The 17,061-nt window shown below is 53.2% G+C and carries 13 protein-coding genes and 1 pseudogene; 2 read left to right on the top strand and 12 right to left on the bottom strand.

Annotated features, from left to right (window positions below):
* Positions 1-67: 67 nt before the first annotated feature.
* From EYB31_RS29245 to EYB31_RS29220, 6 genes and pseudogenes are all read right to left on the bottom strand, one after another.
* Positions 68-1,262 (bottom strand): annotated as a pseudogene (locus tag EYB31_RS29245) (MFS transporter).
* A 111-nt stretch (positions 1,263-1,373) separates the two neighbouring features.
* Positions 1,374-2,708 carry an MFS transporter gene (locus EYB31_RS29240; RefSeq protein ID WP_240762985.1) on the bottom strand — a complete coding sequence of 445 codons (1,335 nt, stop codon included), beginning with the start codon at positions 2,706-2,708 and terminating at the stop codon, positions 1,374-1,376.
* Positions 2,695-4,323, bottom strand: coding sequence for a PEP-utilizing enzyme (locus EYB31_RS29235; protein WP_131017023.1), 1,629 nt, complete (start codon positions 4,321-4,323; stop codon positions 2,695-2,697). Before EYB31_RS29235 ends, EYB31_RS29240 begins: the two co-directional genes overlap by 14 nt.
* A gap of 50 nt (positions 4,324-4,373) precedes the next feature.
* On the bottom strand, positions 4,374-5,282 hold the full coding sequence (locus EYB31_RS29230; protein ID WP_131017022.1) for a PEP/pyruvate-binding domain-containing protein: 909 nt from the start codon (positions 5,280-5,282) through the stop codon (positions 4,374-4,376).
* A 259-nt stretch (positions 5,283-5,541) separates the two neighbouring features.
* Positions 5,542-6,213: a phosphatase PAP2 family protein gene (locus EYB31_RS29225; RefSeq protein ID WP_131017021.1), complete on the bottom strand. Its 672-nt coding sequence runs from the start codon at positions 6,211-6,213 to the stop codon at positions 5,542-5,544.
* Positions 6,210-7,448, bottom strand: coding sequence for an MFS transporter (locus EYB31_RS29220; RefSeq protein ID WP_131017020.1), 1,239 nt, complete (start codon positions 7,446-7,448; stop codon positions 6,210-6,212). The genes EYB31_RS29225 and EYB31_RS29220 overlap by 4 nt, the downstream gene beginning before the upstream one ends.
* Before the next feature lie 168 nt (positions 7,449-7,616).
* On the opposite strand from EYB31_RS29220, the gene EYB31_RS29215 reads away from it, so the two are divergent.
* On the top strand, positions 7,617-8,393 hold the full coding sequence (locus EYB31_RS29215; RefSeq protein WP_131017019.1) for a DUF6492 family protein: 777 nt from the start codon (positions 7,617-7,619) through the stop codon (positions 8,391-8,393).
* A gap of 227 nt (positions 8,394-8,620) precedes the next feature.
* Here EYB31_RS29215 and EYB31_RS29210 read toward each other — a convergent pair whose 3' ends face one another.
* From EYB31_RS29210 to EYB31_RS29185, 6 genes are all read right to left on the bottom strand, one after another.
* The gene (locus tag EYB31_RS29210) at positions 8,621-8,917 is read right to left on the bottom strand and encodes a DUF6509 family protein (protein ID WP_131017018.1); all 297 of its coding nucleotides are present in this window, start codon (positions 8,915-8,917) and stop codon (positions 8,621-8,623) included.
* 152 nt (positions 8,918-9,069) lie between these two features.
* Complete coding sequence (locus EYB31_RS29205) at positions 9,070-11,343, bottom strand: hypothetical protein (RefSeq protein WP_131017017.1); 2,274 nt, start codon at positions 11,341-11,343, stop codon at positions 9,070-9,072.
* A gap of 18 nt (positions 11,344-11,361) precedes the next feature.
* Entirely contained in the window at positions 11,362-13,038 is a 1,677-nt protein-coding gene (locus EYB31_RS29200) for a hypothetical protein (protein WP_131017016.1), read from the bottom strand.
* A 51-nt stretch (positions 13,039-13,089) separates the two neighbouring features.
* On the bottom strand, positions 13,090-13,524 hold the full coding sequence (locus EYB31_RS29195) for a divergent PAP2 family protein (protein WP_131017015.1): 435 nt from the start codon (positions 13,522-13,524) through the stop codon (positions 13,090-13,092).
* Between the two features lie 51 nt (positions 13,525-13,575).
* Positions 13,576-13,929: an SMR family transporter gene (locus tag EYB31_RS29190; RefSeq protein WP_131017014.1), complete on the bottom strand. Its 354-nt coding sequence runs from the start codon at positions 13,927-13,929 to the stop codon at positions 13,576-13,578.
* Between the two features lie 52 nt (positions 13,930-13,981).
* Positions 13,982-14,896: a decaprenyl-phosphate phosphoribosyltransferase gene (locus EYB31_RS29185; RefSeq protein ID WP_131017013.1), complete on the bottom strand. Its 915-nt coding sequence runs from the start codon at positions 14,894-14,896 to the stop codon at positions 13,982-13,984.
* Between the two features lie 318 nt (positions 14,897-15,214).
* On the opposite strand from EYB31_RS29185, the gene glmS reads away from it, so the two are divergent.
* Positions 15,215-17,041 carry a glutamine--fructose-6-phosphate transaminase (isomerizing) gene (glmS, locus tag EYB31_RS29180; protein WP_131017012.1) on the top strand — a complete coding sequence of 609 codons (1,827 nt, stop codon included), beginning with the start codon at positions 15,215-15,217 and terminating at the stop codon, positions 17,039-17,041.
* The last annotated feature ends 20 nt before the right edge of the window (positions 17,042-17,061 follow it).

Below are 17,061 nucleotides of genomic sequence, written 5' to 3'. Positions count from 1 at the left end.
CTGTACCGTGAAGCCCCGTTGAAGTAAGCGCTTAACCTCTATTTTACCGCCAAAACAGGATATTGGTCTATTCCGAAATTGCGACATGCTCTCGCGAAAATAAACGGCGTGAAACGTAAGCAACTGCCATAGTGGCAAGCAGCAGCAATCCGGTCATCCAAAACACAGCGTGAATCGAAAATATCCCGCTTACCGCGCCTCCGATCAAAGGGCCGGCCATGCCGCCAATTTGATTGGCGGTCTGATTTAAGCCAAACGCGGTGCCGCGCTGCTCCTGCGGTGTCGAGCGAACGACCAGGCCGTTTAATGCGGGAAATACCGCACAAAAAAACGCTCCGTAAATAAACCGGACGATGGAAAATCCCCAGATGTTATGAAACGGAATTTGCGCCAAATTGCCGAGGCCGCCAACCAATAGGCCGATGATTAATATTTTCTCAAAACCTAATCGATCCGCCAGTCTTCCCCATCTCGGCGCAAACAAAATGCCGGAAATTCCGACTAGCGAAAAGACAATTCCGGCTAGCAGCGATGCGTTTTTGACCGAACCGCCAAGCTCGACGATATAAAGCGGCAGCACCGGTTCGATCGTCATCACCGACAGCTGGGTAAGCAGCGTGATTACAAGCACAAGCAGCAGCGGCCGATTTTTCGCAGCAACACCAAAGGAACCGACTAACGAAATGCGTCCCTTGCGCGGCACGAATTTTTCTTCGGTCACCCAAAACAGCACAAGCAGCGTGCTGAGCAGCACAAAAACGCCGGCACTGGCAAATGCAATCCGGTTGTCGAATAGTTTGGCGATCACACCGCCAAGCAGCGGACCTATGATGCTGCCGGTCGCCGTTGAGGTGGACATCATCGACATCGCGTAACCTACTCTATGCTCCGGCGTATTGGTGCCGATCAACGCAATCGAGCCTGGGATAAACCCGCTGAGCAAGCCCTGCACGCAGCACAAGCAGCTGATACGGGCTTGTCACAAGCGATGTCAGCAAATAAATAACACACAAGACAAAGCCGGCGCGCACAATCATCGGCTTGCGCCCGTACTTGTCTCCCATTGCGCCCCAAAACGGCGAAGAAATGGCCCCGGCAAAAAACGCGGAGCTGAACAGCAATCCCGACCACATCTCGATATTTTTGTCGACTCCGATATGAAGCAGAAACAGCGGTAAAAAAGGAATAACCATCGAGAAGCTAGCCGAAGTAATAAAACAGCCGATCCATAAGAGCAATAAGTTTCGTTTCCAAGATTCCATAAGTCTGTTGCCATCCATATTTTCCTTAATATTCACACATGCAATTCCATGTATTCCATACCATACTAGCACATTTGAGCGTAATTACAATGGAATAGGACGGACTTTCTTTTATGCAGACGGTTTTTCTGCGCTTGCAGCTCTGCCGGCAGCAGTCCCGGCACCGCTTGCTGCAGGGAACCCGAGTACGGCCAAAATAAGCAATGAGTAAAACAGCGAGTGCGAATCGGCGAGCAAACTGACAAGTACGGATGCGATCATACCGCCAATATATCTTGATGTCGAAAAAATGCCCGAAGCGACACCCGACATCGTTTTCGGCACTGACTGCAGCGAGGCTGTTTGCATCGACGGCATACCGATTCCTCCGCCAATTCCCCCGATCAGCAGTACGGCCGCAATATAAGGCTGCACCGGATAGCGGTAGATTCCCAAATAACCTAGCAGGGCAACCGCCGAAACAAGGAAGGACAGCAGGATGAGCCGCCTTGATCCCAGCTTTTGCGTAAGCAAGCCGCCCAGCCAAGAGCTGGCCGACATAGCCGCCGAGAACAAAAAAAGCAGCACTCCTACATTTTGAACGGAGAAATGGTACATCTTCTGCAGCCATACCGGCATAACCAGAATCGTACTGTACATCACGGCATTGCTGAGCAGGATGGAAGCATTGGCGCTGCTGAATTCCATATTTTTGAACAAGCTGAATTGTATGACCGGCTCTTTGCATCGCAGCTCCTGCCGGATAAATAAACCAACTGTCGCTGCAAACAGGATAGCGGTCCAAACATTCATGAATTCCGGATGCGTAATCGCCAAAATGAGTACCGTCAAACTTGCAGTCAAGTACACAGAACCCTTAATATCCAGCGACGCACCGGCGTTTATTCGGCTTGCCGGCAAATACCAGTAGGCAGCGAGCAGACTAAAAACGGCAAAAGGAATATTGATCCAGAATATCGAGGTCCATCCCCATAAGCCGATCAAAAGCGACCCTACCAGCGGCCCGATAGCCGCGCCAAGTCCCATCAGCAAGCCGAAGGTCCCGAATACGGGGCCGAGCTTTTCCTTCGGAACGACTTCCCGGATCAGCGCACTTGCGTTTGGCGACGCCACAGCCCCTCCAATCGCCTGCAGGGCGCGAAACAGGACAAGCGTAAGCAAATTGCGTGAAAACATGCAGGCAACCGAAGCCGCCAAAAAAAACGAAATACCAAGCAGAAACATCGTCTTTCTGCCAAAAAGATCGCCCATTTTGCCTGCGATCGGCTGCACGGCGGCCATTACGATGAGGTAGATCGTAACGACCCACGAGGCATGTGTCAACGGAACGCCGATGGTTTCGGCAATGGTCGGCAATCCGACGGCGATCATCGTAGAATTGACGGGGACCAGAAAGGTCCCCGTCAATATCGAAGCGATGACCAGCCGGTAGCTAGCGCTCGCCAAAATGCACCACTCCTTGCGTCCCGTCCACCGTCACCTTATCGCCATCCTGCAAGACGGTCGTCGCTACCTTGCATCCCACAACCGCAGGCAGCTTATACTCCCTCGCCACGGTTCCCGCGTGCGATAAGATGCCTCCCGCGTCGGTAACGATGGCGCCTACAACGGAAAATAAAACCGTCCATGGCGGTGTTGTCGTTTTGCAGACCAACACATCGCCCTGCTTTACCTTCACAAAATCTTCAGGACCACGCACAACCTTAACTGTCCCCGTATAGATGCCCTGTGAAGCGGCGTAACCTTTAAACGTCATTTCCTTCTCTTCGATTTCCGGAGGTTTCCCTCCAAAAATACGTTCCAGCGCCGGGTCCAACCCGCCTTGCGGCGGCGTTCCGTAGAATGGCGGCACCTGCTTGCGTTTATTCTCCTCATACTCCGCTTTACGTTGGTCGACAATGCTCTGCAGCGAAGACGGCGAAACGATCGCCTCGAGCAGTTCATCCAAATATAAATAGCAAATGTCTTCCCGCGACGAAAACACGCCTTGCTCAACCAACGATTCGCCGACGCTGAGCAGAAAATGCCGAGATTTGGCCGGCAGCATCGCATCGATATAAAAATGATGATCTTCATCCAGCCCCCAGCAGTCGAGCGCCCATTCATGCATCATGACAAACGTTTGCTTCAGCTCGCCATCGGGCAATTTGGCGTACGCTTCTGCCGTTCTCTCCTTACGCTTCTCAACCGTTTGCGCAAACTCACCGTCAAAATCATAGTCCTTTCCCATATAGGAGGTGATGATCCGCAGCGCTTGCTCCGGATTCTCTATCCACGTTTCGTCGGAAAATTCGTGAGAATTAGCGCAGCGGTATCCATATACGTCCAATACACCCAGCAGCTTCTCCAGAAAAGCCGCTCCCTCCGCACAGGAGGCAAGCCGCTCCATATACCCGGAGCCGTCCGCTTCCGCAAAACACGCAGCAACCTCCCGCGATTGTTTGGCCAATCCCGCCAACAGCCACAGCTCGCGATCCGTTTCCAGCGACTTATTCATGACGCCGGACAACAGATCGTATATGACGGTCGTATCCGTTTCCCCCGTTAGCTGCGCATACAGCTGCTCCAGCGCCATAAAACCGGTGCGGGGCATGACGATTTCGAAGTGCAGCTGCCATGCCCTCTTGTAAAAATCGTGAAGCTCCTTGATCTTCTCCGCGGTCTCGGCAGCATCAAACTTCATGCTGCGGTAAGCATCCAAACGATGATAAAAGGGCATAAGTTCCTCGTCGACAATGCGCTGCAAACGTGCTTTTAGCACCGGCAGCAGCGGTTTAACCGCCGCCTTGTGAGCTTCGAGCCGCTCCTCAAAATCTCCCGGAAACGGCACGTTTTGCTGATACACACGGCTATCCGCCAGTTTAAAGCGGAATTGGGTGAGCGGCATCTTCATATTGGCAAATGCAGCCTTCGTCCCTTCCGTCACCGCCGGCACCATAAACGATGCGAACAGCGGAGTTAACGCGTGAGCCAAATGAACGTCGTCCTGCACCCAAAAACCCGTCTGTTTGTCTTGCTCGCTCAGAATCAATTCGTTTTGAAACGATTCTTTAATCAGCATCCCTTATACCTCGCCTCCGGCTTGAGTGATTTTTAGCCGGCCCGCCCGGGTTAACCGGTAACAGGCCTGGCCTGCAAAATATAAACGCGGCTGTCCTTGACCGCAAATTCGATATCGACCGGGCGGGCGAAGAAAGCTTCGATGGCGGTCGTTTGCCTGACCAATTCGGTAATTTGCGCATCGTTCAGACAGAAGCGGTTTTGCTCTTCTTCCGTCGTTTCCGCTTCGACGGTCTCTTTGTCCTTAGCGACAATCTTCAATTCTTTTAAACCAAGCTCGCGTACGATATGACCGTCGGTTTTGTTCACATAAAATGCATCGGGAGTTACGAGACCGGAGACGACCGCTTCCCCCAAGCCATAACTTGCGTTAATGACGATTTCATCCCGGTTCTGTGTCACTGGATTGATGCTGAAAATAACGCCGGACACATCGGCCTGCACCATACGCTGGACAAGTACTCCCATGGGAAGACCGGCGGCGTCCCATTTCAAATCGTTCTGCAGGGCGTAAGCTCTTACTCTCGATGAAAATAACGAAGCCCAGCAGCGTTTTAAGCTTTCCATAAGATGAGCCAAACTGGTCACATTCAGTATCGTCTCATATTGTCCGGCAAATGAAGCCGCTTCCAAGTCTTCGGCGGATGAGGACGATCGAACCGCTACTGCGATCGGAGCGTCGTTACACTCACCTTCATACAACCATTCAAAAGCGGACGCCACCTCTCGCCACACTTCCTCCGGCAGCGCGGCCCGCGAAAACCGCTGCTCCACATTATCCTCCATATGGCCGAAAAGCAGCGAATTTTGAGTCAAAAATAGCGAGAGCGCCTCGGAGGTAACGACAAAACCTCCGGGAACGGCGACATGAAGCTCGGAAAGTTTTGCCAGCTGCAATGCTTTGGAGCCAATTCGGCTTTTGGATTCGGAGCCGGCTGCGGCAAGTTTGACCGTATACACGGAAGCACTCCTTTATTCATATTTACAAAATATTCACAATAATCCCAGTATATCTAATTTGTTGGCCATTTTGTTAAGGAATTGTAAATTTATTTGCAAAAAAACAGACTGCACGGACAGTCTGCTTTTATTGTTGTTATTCGATTGATGTAGTCGAAATTCGCATATCCGCCCGGTTCCGGCTCTCCATCCAACATACTTGTCCGTCTCCCAGATCGCCAAACTGTGCCGGTTTTGGATCATTTTGCATACATATGGGTTAATTGCTTCTCTTGTATATTTCCCGCCTGCGCTGTCTCCCCTTCTGAATATACCTGCGAAATATCCAGACTGAGAGGAATACCCAGCAGCCGCTTGCCAAAAAACCTCCCAGCACGTCGCTTGGGTAGTGCACACCCAGATAAATTCGGCTGATCCCGATCATCAAAATCAAAATGCCGCTCAGAGCAATCAACACGATTCTCCCTAAGGCGGAAGGAATGTGGCGCCACAACAAAAAAGCAAATACCCCGTACAAGCTGAAAGCCGCCATCGAATGACCGCTCGGAAAGCTGTAGCCGGTCGCCTGCACAATCCGGTGAATATCCGGCCGGGCGCGCTGAAAAACCGCTTTAAGCCCTTCGTTCAGAAGCCACGTTCCTCCCGTCACCCAAACAAACAAGATCAGCTCCTTGCGGTGATGCAGCACGAAATATAAAAACAGAACGATGGCCAGCGCCAAAATAGACGAATATTTACCCGAACCGATCGTTGTGAAGCATTTCATGATTTGGGTTAAAGCCGGTGTCTCCATGCCTTGAACAAGCGAAACCAACGTCTGATCGAATGCGGCGATTTGCTTGCTGCTTACAAATAACGCAATCAGCCCAAAGCCGGCTGCACATAACAAACTGACGATAAAAGCGGCCGCGAGCCGCCCATTTAATTTCATGCGGATAATTCAATCTCCTTTGGCATTTTACGTTCCCGGATGCGGCATATCGCCCATACGATAAATCCGGCGGAAACCATCGCTGCGCCCGTCGCGCAAACCCCGTTCCAGCCCCATACGCTCCAAGTATAGCTGCCGAGCCCCGAACCAAGCGAGCCGATCAAAAATGTAGACCCCGTATACACGGTGTTCAGCCTGCTCCTCGCCTCCGGCACAAGCGCGTACATCCGCGACTGATTGGCGATTTGCCCGCCCTGTACTGCCAAATCAAGAAGTACTACACCGACCACAAGCCCCCAGAGCCGATAGCCAAACAGCCAAAAGCAAGCAAACGACAGCAGCGTAACAAAGCTGACGATGCCAACGATCATTTTCCGGCTGTAGCGGTCGGACAACCTGCCCGTGAGCGGCGCGGCCAATGCTCCGGCGGCCCCGACGAGTCCGAACAAGCCGGCAACCTGGCTGCCGTAATGATACGGCGGTCCTTCAATATAAAATACAAGCGCGGTCCAAAATACGCTGAAGCTGCCGAACTGCATCGCTGCGATAAACGACGCCTCCCGCAGCACCGGCTGGGTTTTGATCAGGCTGCCGATCGACGAAACCAGCTCTCTATAGGTCAGCTTTGTTTCCGGCCTGCTCTCCGGCAGCATGAGCCGCATTACAAGTGCCAGCAGAAGCATAAGTCCCGCGGCGATGCAGAACATGATACGCCAGCCCCACGTGCCGCCAACGGCGCCCGATACCGTTCTGGCCAGCAAAATGCCGATCAGCAGACCACTCATGACGGTGCCGAGCACTTTGCCCCGTTCCTCGGGAGCCGCCATCTGCGCCGCCAGCGGAATGATCATTTGCGGCACGACGGTCGTAATGCCGACCAGCAGGCTGGCGATGCAAATCCACAGCAGCGACTGGGCCGTCGCCACACCGATCAGCGAAACCGACACCGCGATCAGCAGCAGGCATATCATGCGGCGTCTTTCCTTCATATCGCCCAGCGGAACAAACATAAACAAACCGATGGCATAGCCGATTTGCGTCAGCATTGCAACAAAGCCGATTTCCCGGGCCGTCTTACCGAACGTCCGGCCGATATCGGCAAGCAGCGGCTGGTTGTAATAAAGATTGCCGACCGCCATGCCGCATGCAACCGCCATCAGCAAAATGAGCCCCCGGGTCAATTTTTTCTGCGCCCCTTGCTGCCGCAACAGCTCACCCGATATTGCAGCCTTCATGCTTGTAATTGCTCCTCTCCGGTCATCTTCCGTTCAGCATACCATAAAACAGCAAAAAAATAGAGCCGTGAATGCTCGCGACTCAACTTTTACCCACACCTTCGTCCCACTGGCATCATACTCTGCTTACAGATTTTATTATGTCAATTTTAAAACGGAGTTGAATAAATGGTCATTGACGTCATCATTCCGGCCATCGAAAAAGATCTCGGCACCCTTCCGCTTGTCATCGACAGTGTGCGGAAACATGTAACCCATACCATCGGAGAGATCATCGTTGTTTCGCCGGAAAGTGAAAAGATCAAAGCGATGTGCGCTCGCAAAAACTGCAGGTTTGTCAATGAAAACACGGTGCTTCCAATCACCAAAAAGGATATCCGGTACAGTTCCGCAAAATGGGAGCGCTCCGGCTGGATGTACCAGCAGCTGTTAAAGCTGGGAAGCACCAAATTAACGAACCGGAAGTTCTATTTGACAATCGATGCGGATACGATTTTACTGCGGCCGCATACGTTCAGAGCCAACGGCAAAACCGTGTTTTTTTACCGGAATTGGAGCCAGCCTGAATATTTTGTGACGTACCGCAAGCTGCTTGGCAAAAAACGTTCTTCAAGCAAGTCGTTTGTCGCGCATTATATGCTGTTTGAAAAAGCCAAAGTCGTGCAGCTGAAAAAAGCGATCGAAGCCAGGCACCAAACTCCTTGGTACAAGGCGATTCTAAACAATTTCAACCGAAAAAAACAGTTTGCCTTCTCGGAATTCGAAACGTACGGCAATTTCCTGCATTCCCAGAACCCGGGACAAATCAAGTTTAAAACATGGCTCAACAAAAGCTCGGGCATAAGTACCGCGCAGCTGACACCGGGCACCGTCAAAAAGCTTTCCAGCAAATTCAGATCGATCTCTTTGCATAAGCGCAAATGGTATGCACGAAAAGCAAAATAACCGTAACAAAGCTGGCTGCTTGGGGCAGCCAGCTTTTTGCTGTCGGAGGCGCGGTTGCCCGGCCGTCTAGATTAACTGTGCAAGGTGTACTTCTGCGCTTTGCGTTGATTGTGTGCGGGCGACGGTTCTGACCCATTAAATAGGGCGGTGCGTCTTGCGGAATCCGCTTAACCGCCACTGGCATTACACGGATTCGTTGATCGAATCGCCGCTTGTCTGCGCTTCGTCTATTTATCCGCTTCCTGCCAATGTTCTTCGCAAAATGCGGCGAGTTGGCTCAATTCCTCATCTTCCAGCTCAAAATCGACATACTTTCTTGTACTTCTTTCGTACAGCTCGTATTTCACGATGCCGCTGCGGCCTTCCTCCACACGGTAAATGACTCTCGCATACAATCCGTCTTCGGAGTGCAGCTCGTCATCCTCCGGGACATCCAAATCCAACTCGAACTCATAACGTTCGCCGGTTAAGATGCCAAACGGATCTTTTACAAATTCCACGCTGTATCCCGTTATTGCCAGCACTTGTTTCTCATCCTCTCATGAACTTGCTGGACTTTATTATACATAAAAACGGAAGACGCTCAAAATAAAAACTTCGAATTATTGCGCAGCCTGCGATGTAAAGAGGAACTATCGTTTATTGCGCAGCCTGCGGTGTACAGAGGAACTACCGCTTATTGCGCAGCTTGCGGCGAAGCGACGTCCACTTTGCCTGGTGAAGCCGCTTTGGGCGGCTGCTGTCCGAGCTCGCCGAACGCTTTCTGCAGCAGCGGATAACTTTTCTTCAGCCGTTCGTGAGACGCCGGCTTATTCCAGTTATCCCATTTGTAAGCGACCGGATCCAGCGGATCGGGATTGGCGGACAAATGCGGCTCTACCTTGACCGCCTTGCTTTCCGTCATTTTGAACCCGTTGGCCTCATAAGGATAACGCCATACGCGATGTGTGCTGGGATCGGTAAAACCAAGCAGCAGCCAAGGAATACGCACCTCGATAACCTGCCCTTGCGCATACCAATCGGCCAAATTGTTGAATTCGTCGCTGCTTGGGTCCGATGTGCCGTAGTGCAGCTTGCCCACCTCGACATCTTCAAAAGGCAGCTGCTCCTTGGTTTGCGGCAGCGTCATCGGTTTGCCGACCGGCAGCCTCCAAGGCAGAAACAGCCCGTTTTCCGAATGGGACCACGCCTCCTGCCAAGGCATCATTTTGCTTTGGTGACCGTACATCCACGTGTGGTAATCGTACGCGCTTCCCGCGTAGATCGCCGAATCTTCCCCTCCGCCGAGCTTCATGACAAATTCCTGCCCGCCGCTGAAGGTGATTCCGGGCGCTTTGTCGGCTTTGGCGCTTCCTCCATCCAATGTGTCGAAACCGATATACAGCGGTTTGTCTTCCAGCTTCCAATCGCCGTTTTTGCTTTGTAGCAGCATGTACAAATAAGCTTCATCATGCGAGACGGTGAGGCTGTAGCCGTCGTAATCCCGGCTCGCCGTATTTTTGCGGCGGTCCCAATCGCCGGTCTTCCCGTCCAATATGACCAAATCGTCCGCCGAATTCCCCGGCTCTACCGCGAGCACGCCAAAATGCTCCTCGTTAGTCAGCATATTTCGCCACATCGGGCGGCGGTCGACCGGCGAGTCGAGCTCCATCGTGTTCCACGTAATTTTGAACCATTCGTCCTGCCAAGAAAACAACATCGCGCCATCGAAGCTTTCATTGTAGATACTGCGGTACAGATCTGCGTCGATCTGCCCTTGCTCTTTTTCCGTATGCATGCCCTGATTGCGGTCCAACGGACCAAAATGAGCCATCCCCCGCGAGCTTGGCACGCCGTATTCGGCGACGATTAGCGGGATGCCGCGGTGATGCTCGCGCAAATCGTGCAAATAGCCGGCATAAGGGTTGACGTTCCCCTCACTGTCTTTGTAAGTCTGATATTTTTCCTCATACCGCAGCAGGTCGGGATAATACGGGTAAACGTGATAAGAGGCAAAATAACCTGCTTTCCAGCTTTCTTGCGCAGCAATACGCATCGGGTCGACCGAAACCATATCTTCGTTGTCAAGCGGCTCGTTCGGATGCGTCAGCGGGTCGGTCGTCACCCAGTTGGTGAATGAAACCGGGTGCTGCCAGCCGTATTTCATGTCCTCTAACGCGAGAACATCCATCATTTGGGCCAGCCAGCTTTCGAAAGGCGTTGCGCCGGAGGCCGCCTGAAAATAAGTGCCCCGGAACGGCTGCATGCCGGGATGCGCATCGTCCGTCGCCTTCACAGCGAAAGGATCCCATTCGGTGCCGATCACCCAGCCAAGCACATAAGGCGAAACATCGGCAGTAAATTTGCCGGATGCGTGGCCGGGCTCCGCTTTCCGTTTCAACTGCCCGTGAACGGCTTGCACCGCGTCGCGAATTTCCTGTTCGAACAAGCGGATCGTCTCCGGCTGCAGCGCGTCGTAACCTTGCCCGTCCGCGCCGACAAGCTGTTCATCCGGCGCCCATACGCCCTGCAAAATATAAAGCGGATCCGTTCGACCGGAGTTGAATTCCGCCAGCGCCTCGTAAAAATACGGCGGCAGTATCGTGTACACCCGGACAACATCCGCATGCATGTCTTTCATTTGCGCAAACCAGCGCAAATAATCCTCTTTCGTCGGACTGAGCTCCCCAGGCGCATGGCCCGGCGTAGTGGCGCCCATGTTGACGCCCGACCAAAACTGCGGTTTCCATGCCTTCCCGTCGTAAACCGCCAAATGACCTTCTTTAGCGGCGGAGGTTAGCTTGACACCGCCCTCTTCGAATACCGGCAGAGCGGAGGCCGGAATGCTTTTGCCACCGCTGGTAAATAGACCACGCACCGGAGAGCTCCAAAACCACAACCCGGCGCAAACCGCCAGCAGAACAACTATGAGCAGCGCCAGCATTATTTTTTTATTGATTGCAACGTGCATGACAATTATTTCACCTCTCTACTGCGCTTTGGCTTGCATGGCTCCCTTATCGATGCAAAGCGTGGTGCCCGACTTAAACAACGTCACCTTCTCGGAGCTGCAAACCAGCGGCGTCTCTTCTTCGAATGCGATGCCAAACGTCTTCAGCCGTTCCCGGTTGGACCAGCTGTACGTAAATTCCGCTTTCACCGGTTGGGGTACCGTCTTCAGCTCAGCCAGCTGCGTGCGCAGTTGCCCGCTCCAGGCCCATTGATTCGCGACAAACGAGCCGCTGACCAGAAGAGCGTTCGCCGCAATGACAACAGCCAAAGCGACGCCGACGCCTTGCAGCAGCCGGTAACCCTTCAGGCAAAAAGCAAGCCACACGCAAATCAGCGGCACGATCCATAGCTGCGGCACATACCGGGCCCACCAAGCCGCCGGGTTGATAAACGAGGAAACCGCCAGCGCGGCGATCACCCCGCCTGCGGCCAAAGCGATAGCCGGTCGCCGCCGGAAGGCGAGCGCCAACACCAGCAGCGCCAAGAGAAGCGCGCCGCTGAATAAAGGCCCGAAGCCGGCAACCGCGACATCCGTTTCGGCAAAAGTCGGCAGTTCCTTGGCGCTGAACGTAAACGGCCAGCGGAACTGCGTCGGTTTTTTGGCCGTATCGTTGCCCATTGGTTCGGCGAAATATGAGGCGGCGACCTGCTCGAAGCGGTTCATGCGCTCCAAATTCCGCGGCGTAAAATTTTTCACCACATCAATCGCGTTTTCGCCGGCAAGCGGGTAAAACGGATGCCCATAGTGGAGCGTATTGGTGACGTAAGGGTTGTACCCGACGATCAGTGCGCCAATAATCCCCCCGACCGCTGCGATACGGAACAGCCGTTTGAGCCAGCCGAACTGCTCGCTCATATAAAGAGCGACAAGCAGCGCCACGGTCAACACACCGGCATAAGCGATCGCGGTAAATTTAATGTTCATAATCATAATCATTGCCAGCGTGTATGCCGTAAGCGTCAGCCACCCGGGGCGGACAAATGCCAGACAGCCAAGCGCAAGCAAGCAAAGCAGCAGCGAGCCGAGCAGACCGTCGACATAAAAAGTAAACGACTGGTACACGCTGACCGGGTTCAGCGCAAGCAGCGCCGCCACTACCCAAGCGGATATCCGGTTCCCGGGTTTTAAAGCCAGCAGCGCGCCAGCGCTGAGCAGGCCGGATGCAAAGATGGCGAGCAGATTAATCAGCTTGCTTTGCTCGAGATGGCCTGTCGCCATATAAACGGAAGCCGCCGCAATTTCCGCCGCTTTGGCGTAATGGTTGATCCACAGGCTTTGCCCCGTCGGCACGGCAAGCTCCTTATCATAGGCCGGATTCCAGCCCTCAGCCAGATGAATGATCGCCTCCTGGTGATACGCCTGCCCGTCGTAGGACAAATCGTAGAACCAGCCGCAGACGATAAATCCGCAAACAAACAGCAGCGCGCTCAGCCCAGCCGAAATGGCAAAAACTGCCATATGCCCCTCAGCCGCCAGTTTTTTTGAAGCGAACCAGGCAAATGCAACGGCAAGCCCCGCCGCAAGCCAAAGATCTGCCCACGACATCGGCAACCCGGTCAAAAACAGCAGCGCCGGCACCATAAAGGCGGCTGCGACAAAAGTCAGAAGGGTCATGCCGGTGACCGTTGCCGTACAGGCGATTCGATTATTCATAGTGCCACCCCCTATATCCGATATGTTTCAAACTCCATATGCCGTTTCGTTTTATCCAATCAGCAGCGAGGCAACCCAGCCCAGCAGCGTGCCCACGCCAAGACCACCCAGCACTTCCGGCCGGGTATGTCCCTGCCGTTCACGCAGCGCGGGTTCGCTTGCCCCGGCGATTTCGCGAGTCAACTTATTAAGCCGCTTCGCATTGTCGCCAACAGCCCGGCGTATTCCCACCGCATCAATCATCACTATGTAAGTGAGGGCCACCGCAAGGCCAAACATTGGCGTTCCCCAGCCTTCATGAAAGCCGATCAGCATCGCCACCGAAGAAACAACCGACGTATGCGTGCTTGGAAAGCCGCCGTTGCCGATCAGTTTGCGGGCATCTTGCCCGTGAAGCATCCGGTTCACCGCATATTTCAGCGTACCCGACACTAGCCATGCTATAAAAGGCAGCGCCGGATACAGCAGACCGGCGTTGATTCCCACGGCGATCCCCTCCTTTGTTCACGGCGCCTATATGCGCCTTTGTTGATGCGTCTAGGCACGCGCAATAAGCAGCACTCCGCACATAATGAAGGCGGCGCCGAACCATTTTTGCATCGATAACGATTCCTGAAATAAATAAAATCCGAGCACCATGACGAGAATGTACCCGAGGCTGACCATCGGATATGCGGTACTCAGCGGAAATTTCCGCAGCGCAAACAGCCAGAACACCGAGCTGAAGCCATAGCAGGCAAGTCCTGCCGCAACGGGCCAATAAGCCAAAACGGCGGACCAAGACCACATTTCCGCACCAGCCGGCTTCGCGGAGCTGACGCCCCATTTCATCAGCACCTGCCCCGCGGCTCCAAGCAGTACGGATAAGATTAACCATAAATAATGGATCACCGCAGTATTTCCTCCCTTATACGCTTATTTGCGCAATGCTTGCCGGCAGACCCTATTGCTTAAAAAACAACAGCAGGAAAACTACGGAGCTTGCAAACAACACGGCTGTCAGCAAAATATGCTTGTCCTCCAGCAGCAGCTTCTCCGGACGGCCTCCCTTTCCTTCGATATGAATCAAATACAAGTAGCGGAACATCCCATAAAGCACAAAAATAAGCGTCCACATCAAGTGAATCGTATGCCCCGAGGTAAAGGTAAACAACGCGTAACTCATGATTGTCGCCGTTGTCACAATACCCGACATTTGATTCAGCATTTCCATCGAATACGATTCCAGCACTTTACGGTGCGCGCCCGATCCGCTTTGCATCAAGGCGAGCTCGTGCCTGCGTTTGCCGATCGCCAGGAACAACGCCAGCAGCATCGTGCAAAACAGAAACCACGGCGTTAACGGCACGCCGATGACCAGCCCGCCGCCTACCGCGCGTAACACGAAGCCGGACGCTACGATAAGCAGATCTAAGATGACGACATGTTTAAGCCGCAGGGAGTACAACACATTCATGCAAAAATAAACGGCCAGCACAAAACCGAAAGCAAACTGGAAGCGGAAGGCCAGCACTAGGCAGGACGCCAGCAGCACAAAACCGAAAAGCAGCGCCGTCTGCGGATGAATCGATCCCGAAGCGAGCGGCCTATGCTTTTTCTCCGGATGCAGACGGTCGCGATCGCGGTCGACGTAATCGTTGAGCACATACACACAGCTGGATACGAGACAAAACAACACAAAACCGGAGAACGCTTGACCGAACATGTGCAGATCCGCCTGACGGACGGAAAAAATGAGAGCGGCAAATACGAGCAAGTTTTTCGTCCACTGCCGCGGCCGCATCAGAGCAAGGTAGCGGACGGCGAGCGGCTGGCTTTCCCAGCCTTCCGGCTTGACATGCGCTTTGGTTTGAGGCATGAACAAACCTCCTTTTTCATCGTTTAGGTGCGGTTACGTGTATGGTTAGCGCAGCTCCCTCCACTGCATAGAACATTATAACGAACAAAAGGTTCTGTATAAAGAACGGTATTGCGCCGTATTTTGGAGTATAACCTAGGATAACAGCGAATTTTGTTCGTTAAAAAGGAATAATCCAAGTTTTCTGATTTTTATTTTGACGATTTATGCGTTATACTGCTTGGTATCGTTCGTTATAAAGAACTAAAGCGAACGAGATATTTTAGGCGGCATCGGCTGAAAAGGATTTGAACCATACAATTTGAAGGAGGAATGTGCATGTGCGGCATTGTCGGTTATATCGGCGCCCGTGATTCGCAACATATTTTATTGGAAGGATTAAAAAAACTGGAGTATCGCGGATACGATTCCGCCGGAGTAGCGATTCATACAAACGCGGGGCTTCGGCTGCGCAAAGCGAAAGGAAGGATCAGCGAATTGGAAAACCGGCTGAAGATGCAGCCGCTTGCCGGGTTCGCCGGCATCGCCCATACGCGCTGGGCTACCCACGGGAAACCTTCGGATGCCAATTCGCATCCGCATACCGACAACGACATGAAAATATCCGTTGTACATAACGGGATTATCGAAAACCACCTGCAGCTAAAGGAAGATTTGGAGCAGCACGGATACCGTTTTGTTTCGGAAACGGACACCGAAGTGATCTCCCATCTGATCGCCCATCATTATGAGGGGGATTTAGCCGCAACAGTAAGGCATGCGGTCGGCAAAATACGCGGCGCTTATGCCATCGCGGTGCTCTCCGAGCACGAGCCGGACAAGCTTGTGGCGGTCCGCTGGGCCAGTCCGCTCATCATTGGGGTCGGAGATGGAGAAAACTTCATCGGCTCCGATATTCCAGCCATTTTGGAGCATACACGCGACGTTTACATTTTGAACGACGGCGAGATGGCGGTGTTGACCTGCGACGGAGTCGAGCTGATGACACTGGAGGGCAACTTCATCGCCAAGCAACTGCTGCGGATCGATTGGGATCTGATGAGGGCGGAAAAAAACGGGTTCGACACGTTTATGCTCAAAGAAATCCACGAGCAGCCCCGCGCCTACCAGGACACGATGCGGGGGAGGATCAACGCAGGCCAAGAAATCGTGCTTCCCGACATTGCGCTCACTTCGGCGGAAGTCCGGCAGTTGAAGCACATTCATCTTATCGCCTGCGGTACGGCATATCATGCCGCGCTGATCGGCAAAACCGTAATCGAACGGCTGACCCGCATCCCGGTTGAAGTCGACCTTGCCTCCGAATACCGTTACCGCATGCCCGTGATCGGCGAAAACACACTTGTCATCGCCGTCAGTCAGTCGGGAGAGACGGCTGACACGTTAGCCGCCATGCGGCAAGCCAAATATTGGGGCGCACGCGTCATGGCCATCACCAATGTGATTGGCAGTTCGGTAGCCCGTGAAGCGGACGATGTGCTGTTTACGCTGGCCGGCCCCGAAATCGCCGTCGCTTCGACCAAGGCCTACAGCTCCCAGTTGATCGCTTTTTATTTGCTTGGCCTGTATATGGCCCAGTCGTTGAAAACTTTGGACGATACCGCAATAGCCGGTCTGATCGCCATGCTGGAAAAGCTGCCCTTACAGCTTGTCTCCATGCTGAGAAACATGAATCCGATCCGGCAAGTCGCGGAACGGATAGCGGAGAACGATCACCTGTTTTTTATCGGCCGCGGACTCGACTGCAGCTTGGCGATGGAAGCGTCGCTGAAGCTGAAGGAAATTTCCTATATTCATTCCGAAGCTTATGCCGCCGGTGAGCTGAAACACGGCTCGCTTGCGTTGATCGAAGAAAACACGCCGGTTATTGCTTTAGCCACGCAAGAGGAGCTGCTGGAAAAAACGGCAAGCAATATTAAAGAAGTGAAAGCACGCGGCGCTTACGTGATCGCTCTCGCTTTGGAAGGCTGTACCGGGCTTGAAAAAGTCGCGGATCAGGTCATCTACGTACCTCGCACCCATCCTTTATTGACGCCGGCTCTGGCGGTCGTTCCGCTGCAGATGCTCGCTTATTATGCCGCTTCCTTCCGCGGCAACGACGTGGACAAACCGCGCAATTTGGCGAAAAGCGTAACCGTTGAATAACTTTGAATAATCTAGCCTAC

This window comes from Paenibacillus thalictri (assembly GCF_004307995.1).
In the GTDB taxonomy this organism is placed as follows: domain Bacteria; phylum Bacillota; class Bacilli; order Paenibacillales; family NBRC-103111; genus Paenibacillus_AF; species Paenibacillus_AF thalictri.
The sequence above is the reverse complement of the archived record's forward strand: the minus strand, read 5'-3'. Positions and strand labels throughout refer to the sequence as shown.

What these genes read in the sequence shown, in the direction of transcription:
- EYB31_RS29215 (WP_131017019.1), top strand. Translation starts at nt 7,617, where the DNA reads ATGGTCATTGACGTCATCATTCCGGCCATCGAAAAAGATCTCGGCACC.
- EYB31_RS29225 (WP_131017021.1), bottom strand. Translation starts at nt 6,213, where the DNA reads ATGAAATTAAATGGGCGGCTCGCGGCCGCTTTTATCGTCAGTTTGTTA.
- EYB31_RS29220 (WP_131017020.1), bottom strand. Translation starts at nt 7,448, where the DNA reads ATGAAGGCTGCAATATCGGGTGAGCTGTTGCGGCAGCAAGGGGCGCAG.
- EYB31_RS29235 (WP_131017023.1), bottom strand. Translation starts at nt 4,323, where the DNA reads ATGCTGATTAAAGAATCGTTTCAAAACGAATTGATTCTGAGCGAGCAA.
- glmS (WP_131017012.1), top strand. Translation starts at nt 15,215, where the DNA reads ATGTGCGGCATTGTCGGTTATATCGGCGCCCGTGATTCGCAACATATT.
- EYB31_RS29185 (WP_131017013.1), bottom strand. Translation starts at nt 14,896, where the DNA reads ATGCCTCAAACCAAAGCGCATGTCAAGCCGGAAGGCTGGGAAAGCCAG.
- EYB31_RS29200 (WP_131017016.1), bottom strand. Translation starts at nt 13,038, where the DNA reads ATGAATAATCGAATCGCCTGTACGGCAACGGTCACCGGCATGACCCTT.
- EYB31_RS29205 (WP_131017017.1), bottom strand. Translation starts at nt 11,343, where the DNA reads ATGCACGTTGCAATCAATAAAAAAATAATGCTGGCGCTGCTCATAGTT.